Here is a 16,648-nt window from a genome sequence, read left to right as displayed (position 1 = left end):
AGGGGACTGTCGATCAGCTGTCCAGCGCCTTGTACTTCTCGCGCAGGTGGTTACGGATCCACACCGCCGAAAGGTTGAGGGTGGCGATCACCAGCACCAGCAACAGGGCGGTGGCGTACACCAGCGGCCGCGCAGCCTCGACGTTCGGGCTCTGGAAGCCCACGTCATAGATGTGGAAGCCCAGGTGCATGATTTTCTGGTCCAGGTGCAGGTACGGGTAGTTACCGTCCACTGGCAACGACGGCGCCAGTTTCACCACACCTACCAGCATCAGCGGCGCCACCTCACCGGCGGCACGCGCAACGGCCAGGATCATGCCGGTCATCATCGCCGGGCTGGCCATTGGCAGAACGATTTTCCACAGCGTTTCGGCCTTGGTCGCACCGAGGGCCAACGAGCCCTCACGCACGGTACGCGGGATACGCGCCAGGCCTTCTTCGGTGGCGACGATCACCACCGGTACTGCCAGCAAGGCCAGTGTCAACGAAGCCCAGAGCAAGCCTGGAGTACCCAGGGTCGGCGCCGGCAGCGCTTCGGGGAAAAACAGCCGATCGAGCGAGCCGCCCAGCACGTAGACGAAGAAGCCAAGGCCGAACACGCCGTAAACGATGGCCGGAACACCCGCCAGGTTGTTCACCGCAATACGGATCAAGCGCGTGACCGGGCCCTGACGTGCATATTCACGCAGGTACACCGCCGCCAGTACGCCGAACGGCGTGACGATCACGGCCATGATCAGGGTCATCATCACGGTACCGAAGATCGCCGGGAAGATCCCGCCCTCGGTGTTCGCTTCACGTGGATCGTCGCTGAGGAACTCCCAGACCTTGCTGAAATAAACGCCCAGCTTGGTCAGCGTGCCCATGGCGTTTGGCTGGTAAGCGTGAACCACCTTGCTCAGGTTGATCTCGACTTCCCGGCCATTCGCATCGCGAGCCACCAGGCTGTCGCGGGCGAATGCCTGGTGCAGGCTGCCGAGGCGGTCCTCAACGGCCTTGTAGCGGTTGTTCAGCTCGGCACGCTCACTCTCGATATCCGCTTGCGCAGCAGCATCGAGCTTGCCGTCGAGCTCCAGCTTACGGCTATGCAGACGCAGGCGCTCAAGACCGTAGTTGATCGCACCAATGTCCTTTTTTTCGAGCTTCTGCAGTTCGCCAGCCAACTGATCGGCGCGCTTGAGGCGTGCCTGCAGTTCATTCCAGGCGGCCTGGCCTTCGGCGACGACCTTGCCGTCCTCCTTGACACTGACCAGGTAGCCGTAGAAGTTGCCCCACTCGCGACGCTCAAGGGCAATCAGATCAACCGGCGTGGTTTGCTCAGTCAGCCACTCGCCCACCACCCAGGTAAAGTCCGTGCCGTTAAGGTCGCGGTTACCGACCTTGATCAGCTCGCGGGTCATGAACTCCGGGCCTTCATCGGGCACCGGCAAACCGGCCCCCTTCAGACGTGCACGGGGTACTTCTTCCTTTTGCACCACTTCGCCGACAACGATGTGACTGGCTTGGCCCGGCACGTTATAGGTGGTCTGAACCAAATCAGCAGGCCAGAAGTGACCCAGGCCACGCACGGCGATCACCGACAACAGGCCGATCGTCATGATTACCGCGATGGACACGGCGCCACCGCTGATCCAGACGCCAGGGGCGCCGCTCTTGAACCAGCTTTTGAGGGAATCCTTTTTCACGGATCTCTACCTTCCTATCAAAGCGACGAGTATTTCTTGCGCAGACGCTGGCGAATCAGCTCGGCCAAGGTGTTCATCACGAAGGTGAACATCAGCAGTACCAGCGCGGCGAGGAACAGCACGCGGTAATGGCTGCCACCGACTTCCGATTCCGGCATCTCCACCGCGACGTTGGCCGCCAGGGTGCGCATACCTTCAAACAGGTTCAGCTCCATGACCGGGGTGTTACCCGTGGCCATCAGCACGATCATGGTTTCACCGACCGCACGGCCCATACCGATCATCAGCGCCGAGAAGATCCCCGGGCTGGCGGTCAGGATGACCACACGGGTCAGGGTCTGCCATGGCGTGGCGCCCAGAGCCAAGGAGCCCAGGGTCAGGCTGCGTGGCACGCTGAACACGGCGTCTTCGGCAATCGAGTAGATGTTCGGGATAACCGCGAAGCCCATGGCCAGGCCGACTACCAGGGCGTTGCGCTGGTCGTAGGTGATGCCCAGGTCATTGGTGATCCACAGGCGCATGTCACCGCCGAAGAACCAGGTTTCAAGGAACGGGCTCATGTACAGGGCAAACCAACCGGTCAGGAGGATCACCGGAATCAGGATCGCGCTCTCCCAGCCATCCGGCACTCGCAGGCGGATCGACTCCGGCAGACGAGTCCAGGCAAAACCGGCGACCAGAATGCCAATCGGTGTCAGCAGCAACAGGCTGAATACACCCGGCAGATGGCCTTCCAGGTAAGGCGCAAGGAACAGACCGGCGAAGAAACCGAGAATGACCGTCGGCATCGCCTCCATCAGTTCGATCACCGGCTTGACCTTGCGACGCATGCCGGGCGCCATGAAGTAAGCGGTATAGACCGCTGCAGCAATCGCCAGCGGCGCTGCCAGGATCATGGCGTAGAAAGCCGCCTTCAAGGTACCGAAGGTCAGTGGCGACAGGCTCAGCTTGGGCTCGAAGTCGGTGTTGGACGCGGTGGACTGCCAGACGTACTTCGGCTCGTCATAGTTCTCGTACCAGACCTTGCTCCACAGCGCGCTCCAGGACACTTCCGGGTGCGGGTTGCGCAGGCTCACTGGCAGCAATTTGCTGCCTTCTTCGATGATGATCCGGTTGGCACGTGGCGACAGCGCCAGGATGCCCGCGCCTTCAGCGACCGGCTCGATCAACAGGGTACGGTGGGCGGTGCTGTGGAACACACCCAGCTTGCCACTGGCGTCCAGGGCGACAAAGCCCTTGCGGCGCTCTTCGGCGTCGATCTGTACCACCGGGGCGGTGCCCATCTTGAAGTCGCGAATACGTTTGAAGCGTTGCTCGCCATCAGGGTCGCGGGCCATGAACCACTGGCTCAGACCGCCTTTGGAGTCACCAATGATCAGCGAGATACCACCCACCAACTGAGTGCTGGCAGTGACTTCGGCATTGCCGTCGTCGAGCAGTTTGTAACGACCGTTGAGGCTCTTTTCGCGCAGGCTGAAGACGTCCGCCTGAGCACGACCGTTCAGCACGTACAGCCACTGCTGGCGTGGGTCGATGAAGATGGCCTTCACCGGTTCGGTCATCTGCGGCAGGTCGATACGGCTCTGCTCACTGGTGACTTCACCGGTCATCATGTTTTCTTCACGGGCCAGCGAAAGCACCTGCAGGTGTGAACCGGTCGAACCTGCTACCACCAGCGTGTCGCCATTGACGTTCAGGCTCACGTGTTCCAGCGGACGCCCTTCGTCATCAAGGGTGAACGGTGTTTGCCCATAGGGGTAGTCGATGGCTGGGCTGATGGTTTTCTTGTTGTCCGGGTAGGTGATCTTGTAGCTGTGGCTGAACGCCAGCGCCTGGCCATTGGAGAGGCCCAGCACCACCAGCGGGTTGCCTGGCTGATCGACACCAATCGAAGTTACCTGGGTATCGGCGGGCAACGGCAGGTCGAGGTGTTGCAGCTCGTCACCGGTCTTGGTGTCGAAGAACAGCACTCGACCTTTGTCGGAAACACGCATCCCCACAAGGTTCTGCTCTTCCAGGGAGATCATCAGCGGTTTGCCGGCATCCTGTTGCAGCCAGGCTGGAGTCAGCGCTTTCTTGCTGGTCAGTTCAGCACCTTGGAACAGTGGCATGACCACGTACGCAAGGTAGAAGAAGATCAAGGTAATCGCGGCCAGCACGGCCAACCCGCCCACCAGAACATACCAGCGGGTCAGGCGATCCTTGAGTGCGCGCAGACGGCGCTTGCGTTGCAATTCGGGCGTATTGAAGTCAATCCGCACGGGGGGAGAATTTTGGGTCATTGTGGAGTTGGCCAGATCATTCATGCGCACACCCTAGCGGTCCCGTATGACAGAAACATGACAATGCAGTGACGCAAAAAAGCCCGCCGCTCAGGTGTCCTGGCAGCGGACTCGCAATTTGCAGCAGGATTCGGCCAATACCGAACCCTGCCAGGTTCACACTCAGTTCTGCGCGACGCCCTTGGCGCCTTGGCTCAGACCGAGGTCGGCCAGCGCTTTTTCAGCCACTTTGGCTGGCAGCGGGATGTAGCCGTCTTTCACCACGACTTGCTGACCGGCCTGCGACAGGACCAGCTTGACGAACTCGGCTTCCAGCGGTGCCAGAGGCTTGTTCGGTGCCTTGTTGACGTAAACGTAGAGGAAGCGCGACAGCGGGTAGGTGCCGTTCAGTGCGTTGGCTTCGTTGTCTTCAACGAAGGCACCGCCTTCCTTCTTGGCCAGTGCCACGGTTTTCACGCTGGCGGTCTTGTAACCAATGCCCGAGTAACCGATGCCGTTCAGCGAGCTGCTGATCGACTGCACGACCGAAGCCGAGCCTGGCTGTTCGTTGACGTTAGGCTTGAAGTCGCCTTTGCACAGGGCTTCTTCCTTGAAGTAGCCGTAGGTGCCGGACACCGAGTTACGACCGAACAACTGAACCGGCTTGTTGGCCAGGTCGCCGGTCACACCCAGGTCACCCCAGGTTTTGACATCGTTCTTGCCACCGCACAGGCGAGTCGACGAGAAGATCGCATCGACCTGAGCCATGGTCAGACCCTTGATCGGGTTGTCCTTGTGCACGAAGACAGCCAGGGCATCAACAGCAACCGGGATTGCGGTTGGCTTGTAGCCATACTTCTGCTCGAACGCCTGCAGCTCGACGTCCTTCATCTTGCGGCTCATCGGGCCCAGGTTAGCGGTGCCTTCAGTCAGTGCAGGCGGTGCGGTGGAGGAACCGGCAGCCTGAATCTGAATGTTCACGTTCGGGTATTCTTTTTTGTAGGCTTCAGCCCACAGGGTCATCAGGTTGGCCAGGGTATCGGAACCGACGCTGGAGAGGTTGCCCGACACGCCAGTGGTTTTGACGTAAGTCGGAATAGCAGGGTCAACAGCGGCAACCGCATTAGCGGTGGCAACGCCAGCGGCGGCAAACGTCAGGGCCGCCATCAAACGCTTCAGTTTCATGCCTTGCTCCTAGCAGGAATTGGGGTTGAGATGAATCGGGCCCCAGTATCTGCAGGGCGTATGACCACTCTATGAAGTGAATATGACAATTAGATGAATGGCCATCACCGCTCAGGCAGGAAGGCCTTTTCAAAATGTAACGACTGCTGGGCTAGAGCGCTTTCAGCGCTTCGTTGCCAGTAAATAGCAACCCACTAGCAGACCAATGGTGCAAATACCGGCCACGTAATAGGACGGGCCCATGGGGCTGAGCTTGAGCAGATAGGTCACGACCATCGGCGTCAGGCCACCAAAAATGGCGTACGCCAGGTTGTAGGAGAAGGACAGGCCACTGAACCGCACCACAGGCGGAAACGCCCGTACCATCACATAAGGCACTGCACCGACGATGCCGACGCACAACCCGGTCAGTGCATACATCGGAAACAGCCACTCGGGATGGGTCGCCAGGCTGTGATAAAACGCCCATGAGCTGGCCAGCAGGCACAGGCTGCCCACCACGAACACCCGCCCGGCACCGAAGCGATCAGCGAGCATGCCGGCGGCGACACAGCCGAAGCTGAGCAGGACAATGGCCAGGCTATTGGCCTGCAGCGCAACGGTCATGGGAATACCGTAGACCGTCTCCAGCACGGTCGGGGTCATCAGGATCACCACGATGATGCCCGCCGACAGCAGCCAGGTCAGCAACATCGACAGGATGATGGCACTGCGGTGATCGCGCAGCACCGCACGCAGCGGCACTTCTTCGGCCAACGCCTGGCGCGCCTTCATCTCGGCGAACACCGGGGTTTCGTGCAACCAGCGACGCAGGTAAACCGAAAACAGACCAAACACACCCCCCAGCAGGAACGGAATCCGCCAAGCGTAGTCAGACAGTTCCTGCTCACTGTAGAGGCTGCTAATCAGGGTAGCCACCAGCGAGCCGAGCAGAATGCCGGAGGTCAGCCCCGCCGTGAGGGTGCCGCAGGCATAGCCGGTATTGCGTGCCGGGACATGCTCGGAGACGAACACCCAGGCGCCTGGGACTTCGCCACCGATGGCTGCGCCCTGGATCACCCGCATCAACAACAGCAGGATCGGCGCCCACATGCCAATCTGCGCGTAGGTCGGGAGCAAGCCCATGATCAGTGTCGGCACAGACATCATGAAGATGCTCAGGGTGAACATCTTCTTGCGCCCCAACAGGTCACCGAAGTGTGCCATGACGATACCGCCCAGTGGGCGTGCCAGGTAGCCGGCAGCAAAGATGCCGAAGGTCTGCATCAGGCGCAGCCATTCAGGCATGTCGGCGGGGAAGAACAAGTGGCCGACCACTTTGGCGAAGAACACAAAGATAATGAAGTCGTAGAACTCCAGCGCACCACCCAGGGCGGAAAGCGACAAGGTCTTGTAGTCACTGCGAGTCAGCGGCCGCGAGGGCTGCGCGATACTGGTGGGCACGGAGGTCATCGACGCGTCTCTTATTGATGGTTAAAGCGGCAACAGCGCTGGTTGCAGCCAGGGAAAAATGTTGGATCCGAGGCAATTTGCTTGAAAACGTACAGGATGTACACATTCACGACAGATAATGGTGACCGTATGGTCGTCGCTGCACGCGAGGCTCTATATACTGGCCCCATGCAGGAAAAGGCTACGCCTTATGGAGGATGTTGTGCGAAAGCGCCGCTGAATATACTTAGTCGGTTTCGCAGAGTTTCCTTTCGCCGCCTGGCTAAAGCGAACGCAGCGTAGCGTGCGTATGCTGAATCGTTTGTCGAGGCGTCCACACTGCGCTAACCAATGAAGCGTCACGGGTCAGAGGCTACCCCGGCATGATTGAACTCGAACAAGAAGATCCTATCCCGCAAGGCGACCTGGCCCTGCAAATCACTGCATTGCCACGTGAAACCAACGGTTTCGGCGATATCTATGGCGGCTGGCTGGTCGCCCAGATGGACCTCGCCGGCACGGCCATGGCCAGCCGTGTTGCAGGAGGCCGCGTGGCTACCGTCGCAATTGATCGCATGGCCTTCCTGGTGCCTGTCGCCGTCGGCGCACAACTGTCCTTCTATACCCAGACCCTGGAGATCGGCCGCAGCTCGATCCAGATGATGGTCGAAGTGTGGAGCGACGATCCGCTGTCCAGCGAATGGCGCAAGGTCACCGAAGCGGTGTTCGTCTTCGTTGCCATCGACGGCAGCGGTCGCACCCGCTCGGTTCCACCTCGTCGCTGAGCGGCTGGCGCGGTACACTCGGCGGTAGACGAGAGGTCAACGACCTTACGGCAACCGAACGAGATCAGACGCATGTCCACACCCAAGGTAGAGTCGGAAAAACACGGCGAGCTCAACTGCTGGCGCATCACCAGCGACAGCGCTGAGCTACTGATCGCCCAGCAGGGTGCCCAGGTGCTGAGCTACCAACGGGTTGGCGAGCCGCCGCTGCTGTGGTTGAGCGACCAGGCCCTGTTCAAGCAGGGCAAGTCGGTACGCGCAGGCGTGCCGGTATGCTGGCCCTGGTTTGGCAACCTGGCGCGCAACCCGCAAAGCGTGCAGGCCATGTACCAGGCCAGTGAAGCGCCCGCCCACGGCCTGGCACGCGGGCGCGACTGGCAACTGTTGGGCATCGACAGCAGCAGCACAGAGTTGCGTATCGACTTCACCCTGCCGCAAGCCCTGGGCAACCTGCCCGGCTGGCCGCATACCGTCGCGCTAAACCTGAGCATCGTCATGGGCGAGCAACTCAGCCTGACCCTGAGCAGCGAAAACCTGGGTAGCGACCCTGTCACCATCAGCCAGGCGCTGCACAGCTACTTCGCTGTCAGTGATGTACGTCAGGTTCGGGTCGAGGGCGTGGCCGGGCTGAACTACATCGAAACGCTGGCCAACTGGGAGCAACGCAACCAACAGGGTGACCTGGGTTTTGCCGGGGAAACCGACCGTATCTACCTGCAAGCGCCTGAGCAACTGAGCATTGTCGACCCGGCCTGGAACCGTCGCATCCTGTTGCGCAGCAGTGGCTCGCGCTCGGCCGTCATCTGGAACCCCTGGACCGACCGCGCCGCCGAGCTGATCGACATGGCCAACGATGGCTGGCAGCGCATGCTGTGCATAGAGACGGCGAATGTCTGGGACGATCTGGTGCAACTGGCACCAGGCGCCCGTCACACCTTGAGCCTGAGTATCGGCAGCGAGCCGCTCTAAACCCGGACTACTGTGGGCGTTGGCTTGCCAACGCCATCAAAGGTCAGCGTCCGTCACCACCCGCACCTGCCCGGCGTCCAGCGCATAGGCTGCGTCCGCCAGGTCGTTGCTGACCTTCTCGACCGTCAACGTGCCAGTGACCCATAACGGCGTGTAGATATCGTCCAGTTTCAAGCCTTTGGGGTAGCGCACCAGTACCAACTGGTTCGGTGGCGGTGGCGGCACGTGAATGCAGGCACCTGGGTAGGGCACCAGGAAAAACAAGGTGCTTTTGCCTTTGGCATCGGTTTCCAGAGGTACCGGATAGCCACCCAGGCGGATGTGCTTGCCGTTCATGGACGCAACGGTCTTGCTCGAGTACATCACCGCTGGCAGTCCCTTGCTTTGCTTCAAGCCGCCCTTGTTGCTGAACGTGCCATTGGCTTCGGGAGAGTTGTGGTCAATCTCGGGCATTTCCTCAAGCGCCTTCTGGTCCGACTTGGGCATCAGTTCCAACCAGTCGGTTTCCGGCAACTCGGCATGGGCCAGGCCACTGCAAAACAGGAGAGCACACAGGAAAATACGGCGCATGAAAAACTCGGCAACAAGGGGAACGTAAGTTGCCGAGCATTCTAGCCTGACGTCAGTTCTTTTTGATGAAACCGAAGATCAGCAACAGCACAATCGCACCGACCAGCGCACCGAAGAAGCCTGCGCCTTCTCCGGCATGGTAGATCCCCAAAGCCTGGCCACCATAGGTGGCAGCCACGGATCCACAGATGCCGAGCACAATCGTCATGATCCAGCCCATGTTGTCGTCGCCTGGCTTGAGGAAGCGTGCCAGCAGACCCACGACCAGGCCGATGAAGATGGTTCCAATGATGCCCATGGCGATCCCTCTGAAGTGCGTGCATTGGCCAAAGCCTAGTCAGCGCTTTGGCATCCTGCCATCAGAGGGACGCGGGAGCAGGAAGGTTCCGCTCAAGCGGAAATCAATGCTTCAACCTGCTGGATTTTCTGCTCGAGCGTGGCCTTGTCGGCACAACGCAGGGTGGCGTGGCCAACCTTGCGCCCGGCCTTGAAGGCTTTGCCGTAGTGATGCAGATGGCAGTCGTCGATAGCGATGACCTGCTCCACCGCCGGCACTTCGCCGATGAAGTTGAGCATGGCGCTTTCGCCGACCTTGTCGGTCGAACCCAGCGGCAGGCCCGCAACGGCGCGCAGATGGTTCTCGAACTGGCTGCACTCGGCGCCTTCGATGGTCCAGTGCCCGGAGTTGTGAACCCGCGGCGCGATTTCGTTGGCTTTCAGGCCGCCATCCACCTCGAAGAATTCGAACGCCAGAACACCCACGTAGTCGAGGTGCTTCAGTACGCGCCCGGCATAGTCTTGCGCCAACGCCTGCAATGGATGCTCGCTGCTGGCAACCGACAAGCGCAGGATGCCGCTCTCGTGAGTGTTGTGGACCAGCGGGTAGAAACGGGTTTCACCGTCACGGGCGCGCACGGCGATCAACGAGACTTCACCCGTAAATGGCACAAAGCCTTCCAACAGGCACGGCACACTACCCAGTTCGGCGAAAGTACCCACTACATCGGCTGCAGTTCGCAGTACTTTCTGGCCTTTTCCGTCATAACCCAAGGTACGGGTTTTCAGCACTGCAGGCAGGCCGATGCTGGCCACCGCCGCATCGAGGTCGGCTTGCGACTGGATATCGGCGAAGGAAGGGGTTGGAATACCCAGGTCCTTGAACATGCTCTTCTCGAACCAGCGATCACGCGCAATCCGCAGGGATTCGGCGCTTGGGTAAACCGGTACGAACTGCGACAGAAACGCGACAGTTTCGGCTGGCACGCTTTCGAACTCGAACGTTACCAGATCGACTTCGTCGGCCAATTGGCGCAAGTGGTCCTGGTCACCGTAATCGGCGCGCAGGTGCTCGCCCAACGACGCAGCACAGGCGTCCGGTGCAGGGTCAAGGAAAGCGAAATTCATGCCCAGCGGAGTGCCTGCCAGGGCCAACATGCGACCCAACTGGCCGCCACCGATTACACCGATTTTCATGCTCGTGACCTCAGGCCTGGCGTGGATCTGGATTGTCCAGAACGCTGTCTGTCTGCTCGGCGCGGAACTGCTTCAGCACGGCGTGGAACTGAGGGTGCTTGGCCCCCAGGATGCTCGCTGAAAGCAACGCGGCATTGATCGCACCGGCCTTGCCGATAGCCAGGGTTGCCACCGGAATACCGGCTGGCATCTGCACGATCGAAAGCAACGAGTCGACACCCGAGAGCATCGAGGACTGCACAGGCACACCCAAAACCGGCAGGTGAGTCTTGGCAGCGCACATGCCCGGCAGGTGGGCTGCGCCCCCTGCACCGGCGATGATCACCTCGATGCCACGGCCCTCAGCTTCTTCGGCATACTGGAACAGCAGGTCCGGCGTGCGATGGGCGGAGACCACCTTCACTTCGTAGGGAATGCCGAGTTTTTCCAGCATATCGGCGGTGTGGCTAAGGGTGGACCAATCGGACTTGGAGCCCATGATCACGCCAACCAGTGCACTCATCGTCGAGCCTCTTCTCTTGGGCGCCTTCAGGCGCGTCAAAAAACAACAAGCCACGCGGGACGACCGGCGTGGCTTGTTATGCGAATTCATTGGCAGGTGGGACCGGCCAAGGGCCGCGCAGTATACCGTAAAGCAGCCAGAAGAAAGCCCCCTTGCCGACCATTAGTCAGTGCAGCAAGGGCGCATTGCTTTTGTACCCGGTATTACTCTACCGATGCGAGAAAATCGGCCATACGGCTGCGATTGACGTCAGAGAATCTGTAGTCCTTCGCATAGAGCGGATTGTTGGCTTCATGCATGTAGGTTTGTGTTGGCGGGATGCCAAACGTCACTTCCGCATGCTCATGTGAAGCGTTGAATGTATGGCCCAGTTCATGGGCGATATGCTGGTAACCCTGAACGGACGCCAGGAAAAAATTCCCGCCAACCTGGGCCATGCCATGCACGCTGCTGGAGATCCCGTCCTGGGTGATGAGCCCATAACGATAGTTGTGGCGGTAGGACAGATCGTTCTCCTGGGCAAACGTTGCTCCGCGCGAGGCGAACTCATCGAGACTCGACCGCTCCCTGCCCAGTTCGGTCTTGTAACTGAAGTCGGTCACACCTGGGATGGCGTAGTGAAGCTCGACAATGATTTCACGCTGGAATACCTGCTCCAGCTCATACATCAAGTCCTTCAGATAGTCGCGGTAGATGATCGGTCGATAGCCTTCATCGAGATCATCGTGGCAGAACAGGTAGAGGAACACGGGCTTTTTCTCGTACTTGTCAAAGTCCCCGTACTTTTCGTAAAGATCGTATTTTTTATAGAGCATTCCGAAATCCTTTCAGAAGAGTGCGCCCGTCCTAATGACAGGCGCGGCGTGAAGAAGCCGTCGACATAACCTACAAGTCATGCCAACGCCCGGCATTCAGCCATCGCCCCTTCATCGTGTAGCGCTTGCAGCTAAACGGTGTAGGAAGCCCGCAAAGACATCAGCTTGCCGCAGCCTGCTCCAGTTTGCGCCAGAGCAATCGAACGTTGGCCTTGCGCACCAGCGCGCAGCGATACACGCGGATCTCCAGTGGCACGTGCCACTGGCTGCCACCACAAATCACCAGTTCCCCCCGTTCCAACTCAGCCCTTGCCGACAGCCGTGGCACCCAGGCGATACCGAGCCCCTCCAGCGCCATGCTCTTGAGGCTGTCGGCCATGGCCGTCTCGTAGACTGTGGTGAAGCGCAGGTTGCGCTGACGCAACAACAGGTTCACCGAGCGCCCGAGGAATGCCCCGGCGCTGTACGCCAACAACGGCACACTGCCCTCGCCTTCGAGGTCGAACAGCGGTTTGCCGTCCGCGCCTGCCGCGCAGACTGGGAGCATCTCGGTATGCCCCAAGTGCAGCGACGGGAAGATTTCCGCATCCATCTGCAGCGCGGCATCCGGGTCATAGAACGCCAACATCAGATCGCAACCCCCTTCACGCAAGGCATGCACCGCATCACCAACGTTAGTTGCAACCAAACGTGTCGCGATATTGAGCCCATCGTTGCGTAATTGGGCGATCCAGCGCGGGAAAAAGCCCAGTGCCAGAGAGTGCGCCGCGGACACCTGAATGACCTCGCCCTGCCCACCTTCAAGGTGATGCAAATGGCGCAGTACCTCGCCCAACTGATCGACCACAGTACGCGCCGTCACCAGAAACAACTGGCCAGCAGCCGTCAACTCAATGGGTGTACGCGAACGGTTGACCAGGGTCAGGCCCAACGCCGCCTCCAGGCTGCGAATACGCCGACTGAAGGCCGGCTGGGTCACGAAACGGCGCTCGGCCGCTTGCGAAAAGCTCCGGGTAGCGGCCAGCGCACTGAAGTCTTCCAGCCATTTACTTTCAAGGTTCATCAAGGGTCTCCAGGCATGCACCAAAATGGCACACGCTCGAATAGCTGTTGGCGTCACATCGACCATTATGCCGTTTGTGCATAGGTTAGCGTGCAACAGCATTGGCCGCAAAACTCCCGCAGACCTAGGATTGGCGCCATTCCGGCATGTGCCGGGCCAAACTCGAGATGATATCTATCATGTCCGCTGCTGCATCGTTCCGTGTTGAAAAAGACCTGCTTGGCACCCTCGAAGTACCTGCTGATGCCTACTACGGCATCCAGACCCTGCGTGCTGCCAACAACTTCCACCTCTCCGGCGTACCGCTGTCGCACTACCCTAAGTTGGTTGTGGCCCTGGCCATGGTCAAACAGGCTGCTGCTGACGCCAACCGCGAGCTGGGTCACCTGAACGATACCAAGCACGCTGCCATCAGCGAGGCTTGCGCCCGTCTGATCCGCGGCGACTACCACGAGCAGTTCGTGGTGGACATGATCCAGGGCGGTGCTGGTACTTCGACCAACATGAACGCCAACGAAGTCATCGCCAACATCGCACTTGAGGCCATGGGCCATCAAAAGGGTGAGTACAAGTACCTGCACCCGAACAACGATGTGAACATGGCGCAGTCGACCAACGACGCCTACCCGACCGCAATCCGTCTGGGCCTGCTGCTCGGTCACGATGCCCTGCTGGCCAGCCTCGACAGCCTGATCCAGGCCTTCGCTGCCAAGGGTGAAGAGTTCAACCACGTACTGAAGATGGGCCGTACCCAGCTGCAGGACGCGGTACCGATGACCCTCGGCCAGGAATTCCGTGCCTTTGCCACCACCCTGACCGAAGACCTCAACCGCCTGCGCACCCTGGCGCCGGAAGTCCTGACGGAAGTCAACCTGGGCGGTACCGCAATCGGTACCGGCATCAACGCCGACCCAGGCTACCAGCACCTGGCTGTACAGCGCCTGGCAGAAATCAGCGGCCAACCGCTGGTACCGGCTGCCGACCTGATCGAAGCCACCTCGGACATGGGCGCCTTCGTCTTGTTCTCCGGCATGCTCAAGCGCACTGCGGTCAAGCTGTCGAAGATCTGTAATGACCTGCGTCTGCTGTCCAGCGGCCCGCGCACCGGCATCAACGAAATCAACCTGCCAGCACGCCAGCCGGGCAGCTCGATCATGCCAGGCAAGGTCAACCCGGTGATCCCGGAAGCCGTCAACCAGGTGGCCTTCGCCATCATCGGTAATGATCTGGCCCTGACCATTGCAGCCGAAGGCGGCCAACTGCAGCTGAACGTGATGGAACCGCTGATCGCCTACAAGATCTTCGATTCGATCCGCCTGCTGCAACGCGCCATGGACATGCTGCGCGAGCACTGCATCGTCGACATCACTGCCAACGAGCAGCGCTGCCGTGAACTGGTCGAGCACTCGATCGGCCTGGTCACTGCCCTGAACCCGTACATCGGCTACGAAAACGCCACCCGTATCGCCCGTATTGCGCTGGAAAGCGGCCGCGGCGTACTGGAACTGGTGCGCGAAGAAGGCTTGCTCGACGACGCCATGCTCGACGACATCCTGCGCCCGGAAAACATGATTGCACCGCGTCTGGTACCGCTGAAGGCTTAACCCTCAGTACCTCACGCACACCGCTCACCAGGTCGAGGGACTAGACACCTCTCACCTTTTGAGGGCCTGGAGCCGAATGCTCCAGGCCCTTTTTTTTGCCTGCGATTTCATCTACAGCTTTTACCCTGCTGACGCAGACAAGGCTCCCGACGATGGCGTACTGTGATCTGCTTCTAACAAGACTGACCACGGAGACAGGCGAATGAACCCCGTTACCGCGCATCCCGCTCGAAATATCATGGTGCTCTACACCGGTGGCACCATCGGCATGCAGGCCAGCGCCCACGGCCTGACGCCGGCCTCAGGCTTTGAACAACGGATGCGCGAACAACTGACGGGCCTGGCGTTGCCCCATTGGCAGTTTCGCGAACTGCTGCCGCTGATCGACAGCGCCAACATGACCCCGCAATACTGGCTGCGCCTGCGCGAAGCCATTATCGACGCGGTCGACAGCCAAGGCTGCGATGCCGTGCTGGTGCTACACGGTACCGACACCCTGGCCTACAGCGCGGCCGCCATGAGTTTCCAGTTGCTGGGGTTGCCGGCACCGCTGCTGTTTACCGGCTCGATGCTGCCAGCCGGCGCCCCCGACAGCGATGCCGAAGAAAATATCGTTGGCGCTTTGCAGACACTGGCCGCCGGGCACGTATCGGGCGTGCAACTGTACTTCCACGGCGAGCTGCTTACGCCGACCCGCTGCGCCAAGGTCCGCAGTTATGGCCGCCATCCCTTTGCCACACTGAAGCGCTTCGGTGGTGCAGCCAAGGCTGCATCGCTACCCGCCGAACTGGACTACCGTCACGCCAAGCAAACCGCCCAGGTTGCGGTGCTGCCACTGGTGCCCGGTTTTGCTGCCCAGCCACTGCTGGCGGTACTCGACAGTGGTGTTCAAGCCGTCATCCTGGAATGCTTCGGTAGCGGCACGGGCCCCTGCGATGACGTCGAGTTTCTTGCCAGCCTGAAGCTTGCCCAGACCCGCGGCATTGTGGTGGTGGCAATCACGCAGTGTCACGAGGGTGGCGTCGACCTGAATGTCTATGAAGCCGGCAGTCGGCTGCGTGAAGTGGGCGTAGTGTCTGGCGGCGGCATGACCCGCGAAGCAGCCTTCGGTAAATTGCAGGCCTTGCTGGGCGCGGGGCTGCCGGTGGACGAAGTACGTCGCCTGGTTGAACTCGATGTGTGCGGGGAACTGCGTTGAGTGCATCGCCGGCAAAAATAGACCTTGCTGGCAAAGGCGCCTTGAAGGCACATAAATTGCTGAGTTTCAGGCAGCCCTTTGTCGGATCTCAAACATGCTGCACTCGCACCTGACCACCCTCAATGCTGTGTCGCTCATGCTGAACGCCTTTCAGAGCGAAGGCCTGTGCAGCGAGAAATTACTTGTCGGCAGCGGTATCAGCCTGACCGACCTAAAGCGCTCAGACCCGCGCATCACCACCCGCCAGGAGATGCTGGTGTGTGCCAACGCCGTTGCCCTGCGTCGTGAAATCGGCCTGGAACTTGGGCCGCGCATGCATGTCTCGTCCTACGGCATGCTCGGTTATGCGCTACTTTCCAGTGCCACCCTAGGTGACGCTTTACGATTGGCCCTGCGCTACCCCGCGCTGCTGGGAACACTTTTTCATCTGCGCCTGATCGAAGACGGCGACAAAATATGGCTCAGCGCCAGTGACTACCGCGAACAACCCCAACTGGCGGCGTTCAATGCCGAGTTGTGCATAGGATCGCTGAAAGTGATTTGCGACGACCTGTTAGGCTGCCCATTGCCGTTGCTCGGTGCGCGATTCGCCTATCCGCAACCCGACTACCATGAGCGTTACCGCCAGACGTTTTCCTGCCCATTGCATTTCGACGCCATCGATAATGCCTTTGCGTTCTGCGCTGACTGGCTGGCTCACCCCCTGCCACTGGCGGATGCCGTTACTCACAGGGCCATGGCCGAACGCTGTCGGCAGCAGAACCTGGAGTTTACCGGGCGCCAGGCCTGGCTCGGCCGAATTCGCCAGTTGCTACTGCAACAGCTTGATGCACCGCCCGGCCTTGAGGGTCTGGCCCGCCAGATGAACTGCTCTTCACGCACCTTGCGCCGCCACCTGCAAGAACTGGGCAGCAGCTACCAACAGTTGCTTGATGAGTTGCGCTTTGAACGCGCCAAACAACTACTGAGCGAAGACCAGATGCCGATCCATCGCATTGCCGAACTGCTCGGTTTCAGCGAGACCGCCAGTTTTCGCCACGCTTTCTTGCGCTGGAGTGGCGTGGCACCAAGTCATTTCCGCATCTGAATAGCCGTATAAAGGGCGAAA

Annotated in this window: 15 protein-coding genes; 5 read left to right on the top strand and 10 right to left on the bottom strand. The window is 60.1% G+C overall.

Annotated elements, in window-relative coordinates; genetic code table 11:
- Positions 1-13 precede the first annotated feature (13 nt).
- The 4 genes from pstA to EKA13_RS04020 form a co-directional block, all read right to left on the bottom strand.
- Positions 14-1,684, bottom strand: coding sequence for a phosphate ABC transporter permease PstA (gene pstA / locus EKA13_RS04035; RefSeq protein ID WP_065758122.1), 1,671 nt, complete (start codon positions 1,682-1,684; stop codon positions 14-16).
- A 17-nt stretch (positions 1,685-1,701) separates the two neighbouring features.
- A complete protein-coding gene (locus EKA13_RS04030; protein WP_065758121.1) occupies positions 1,702-3,990 on the bottom strand; it encodes an ABC transporter permease subunit in 2,289 nt (762 codons plus the stop codon).
- Positions 3,991-4,128: 138 nt separating this feature from the next.
- Entirely contained in the window at positions 4,129-5,130 is a 1,002-nt protein-coding gene (locus EKA13_RS04025) for a phosphate ABC transporter substrate-binding protein PstS (protein WP_065758120.1), read from the bottom strand.
- A gap of 162 nt (positions 5,131-5,292) precedes the next feature.
- Positions 5,293-6,582 carry an MFS transporter gene (locus EKA13_RS04020; protein ID WP_065758119.1) on the bottom strand — a complete coding sequence of 430 codons (1,290 nt, stop codon included), beginning with the start codon at positions 6,580-6,582 and terminating at the stop codon, positions 5,293-5,295.
- 362 nt (positions 6,583-6,944) lie between these two features.
- On the opposite strand from EKA13_RS04020, the gene EKA13_RS04015 reads away from it, so the two are divergent.
- Complete coding sequence (locus EKA13_RS04015) at positions 6,945-7,346, top strand: acyl-CoA thioesterase (protein ID WP_065758118.1); 402 nt, start codon at positions 6,945-6,947, stop codon at positions 7,344-7,346.
- Between the two features lie 72 nt (positions 7,347-7,418).
- The gene (locus EKA13_RS04010; RefSeq protein ID WP_065758117.1) at positions 7,419-8,315 is read left to right on the top strand and encodes a D-hexose-6-phosphate mutarotase; all 897 of its coding nucleotides are present in this window, start codon (positions 7,419-7,421) and stop codon (positions 8,313-8,315) included.
- 36 nt (positions 8,316-8,351) lie between these two features.
- Here the strand turns inward: EKA13_RS04010 and EKA13_RS04005 are convergent, their stop codons facing one another.
- The 6 genes from EKA13_RS04005 to EKA13_RS03980 form a co-directional block, all read right to left on the bottom strand.
- A complete protein-coding gene (locus tag EKA13_RS04005; RefSeq protein ID WP_065758116.1) occupies positions 8,352-8,885 on the bottom strand; it encodes a DUF3299 domain-containing protein in 534 nt (177 codons plus the stop codon).
- A gap of 52 nt (positions 8,886-8,937) precedes the next feature.
- Entirely contained in the window at positions 8,938-9,183 is a 246-nt protein-coding gene (locus EKA13_RS04000; protein WP_065758115.1) for a GlsB/YeaQ/YmgE family stress response membrane protein, read from the bottom strand.
- Positions 9,184-9,275: 92 nt separating this feature from the next.
- Complete coding sequence (locus EKA13_RS03995) at positions 9,276-10,358, bottom strand: 5-(carboxyamino)imidazole ribonucleotide synthase (RefSeq protein WP_065758114.1); 1,083 nt, start codon at positions 10,356-10,358, stop codon at positions 9,276-9,278.
- A 10-nt stretch (positions 10,359-10,368) separates the two neighbouring features.
- Complete coding sequence (gene purE, locus EKA13_RS03990) at positions 10,369-10,860, bottom strand: 5-(carboxyamino)imidazole ribonucleotide mutase (protein ID WP_065758113.1); 492 nt, start codon at positions 10,858-10,860, stop codon at positions 10,369-10,371.
- A gap of 203 nt (positions 10,861-11,063) precedes the next feature.
- Complete coding sequence (locus EKA13_RS03985; protein WP_065758112.1) at positions 11,064-11,675, bottom strand: zinc metalloprotease; 612 nt, start codon at positions 11,673-11,675, stop codon at positions 11,064-11,066.
- A gap of 160 nt (positions 11,676-11,835) precedes the next feature.
- Positions 11,836-12,738 (bottom strand): LysR substrate-binding domain-containing protein, encoded by a 903-nt coding sequence (locus tag EKA13_RS03980; RefSeq protein WP_065758111.1) that lies wholly within the window; start codon positions 12,736-12,738, stop codon positions 11,836-11,838.
- Between the two features lie 179 nt (positions 12,739-12,917).
- Here EKA13_RS03980 and aspA point away from each other — a divergent pair, with 179 nt between their 5' ends.
- From aspA to EKA13_RS03965, 3 genes are all read left to right on the top strand, one after another.
- Positions 12,918-14,342: an aspartate ammonia-lyase gene (gene aspA, locus EKA13_RS03975; RefSeq protein WP_065758110.1), complete on the top strand. Its 1,425-nt coding sequence runs from the start codon at positions 12,918-12,920 to the stop codon at positions 14,340-14,342.
- Positions 14,343-14,544: 202 nt separating this feature from the next.
- The gene (locus tag EKA13_RS03970) at positions 14,545-15,540 is read left to right on the top strand and encodes an asparaginase (RefSeq protein ID WP_065758109.1); all 996 of its coding nucleotides are present in this window, start codon (positions 14,545-14,547) and stop codon (positions 15,538-15,540) included.
- A 94-nt stretch (positions 15,541-15,634) separates the two neighbouring features.
- Positions 15,635-16,627, top strand: coding sequence for an AraC family transcriptional regulator (locus EKA13_RS03965; RefSeq protein WP_065758108.1), 993 nt, complete (start codon positions 15,635-15,637; stop codon positions 16,625-16,627).
- Positions 16,628-16,648: the final 21 nt, after the last annotated feature.

It is taken from the genome of Pseudomonas defluvii, assembly GCF_001695625.1.
GTDB classification, from domain to species: domain Bacteria; phylum Pseudomonadota; class Gammaproteobacteria; order Pseudomonadales; family Pseudomonadaceae; genus Aquipseudomonas; species Aquipseudomonas defluvii.
Note: the sequence above shows the minus strand (reverse complement) of the source record. Positions and strands in the feature narration are given on the sequence as shown.

What these genes read in the sequence shown, in the direction of transcription:
- EKA13_RS04030 (WP_065758121.1), bottom strand. Translation starts at nt 3,990, where the DNA reads ATGAATGATCTGGCCAACTCCACAATGACCCAAAATTCTCCCCCCGTG.
- EKA13_RS04025 (WP_065758120.1), bottom strand. Translation starts at nt 5,130, where the DNA reads ATGAAACTGAAGCGTTTGATGGCGGCCCTGACGTTTGCCGCCGCTGGC.
- EKA13_RS04020 (WP_065758119.1), bottom strand. Translation starts at nt 6,582, where the DNA reads ATGACCTCCGTGCCCACCAGTATCGCGCAGCCCTCGCGGCCGCTGACT.
- EKA13_RS04015 (WP_065758118.1), top strand. Translation starts at nt 6,945, where the DNA reads ATGATTGAACTCGAACAAGAAGATCCTATCCCGCAAGGCGACCTGGCC.
- EKA13_RS04010 (WP_065758117.1), top strand. Translation starts at nt 7,419, where the DNA reads ATGTCCACACCCAAGGTAGAGTCGGAAAAACACGGCGAGCTCAACTGC.
- EKA13_RS04005 (WP_065758116.1), bottom strand. Translation starts at nt 8,885, where the DNA reads ATGCGCCGTATTTTCCTGTGTGCTCTCCTGTTTTGCAGTGGCCTGGCC.
- EKA13_RS04000 (WP_065758115.1), bottom strand. Translation starts at nt 9,183, where the DNA reads ATGGGCATCATTGGAACCATCTTCATCGGCCTGGTCGTGGGTCTGCTG.
- EKA13_RS03995 (WP_065758114.1), bottom strand. Translation starts at nt 10,358, where the DNA reads ATGAAAATCGGTGTAATCGGTGGCGGCCAGTTGGGTCGCATGTTGGCC.
- purE (WP_065758113.1), bottom strand. Translation starts at nt 10,860, where the DNA reads ATGAGTGCACTGGTTGGCGTGATCATGGGCTCCAAGTCCGATTGGTCC.
- EKA13_RS03985 (WP_065758112.1), bottom strand. Translation starts at nt 11,675, where the DNA reads ATGCTCTATAAAAAATACGATCTTTACGAAAAGTACGGGGACTTTGAC.
- EKA13_RS03980 (WP_065758111.1), bottom strand. Translation starts at nt 12,738, where the DNA reads ATGAACCTTGAAAGTAAATGGCTGGAAGACTTCAGTGCGCTGGCCGCT.
- aspA (WP_065758110.1), top strand. Translation starts at nt 12,918, where the DNA reads ATGTCCGCTGCTGCATCGTTCCGTGTTGAAAAAGACCTGCTTGGCACC.
- EKA13_RS03970 (WP_065758109.1), top strand. Translation starts at nt 14,545, where the DNA reads ATGAACCCCGTTACCGCGCATCCCGCTCGAAATATCATGGTGCTCTAC.
- EKA13_RS03965 (WP_065758108.1), top strand. Translation starts at nt 15,635, where the DNA reads ATGCTGCACTCGCACCTGACCACCCTCAATGCTGTGTCGCTCATGCTG.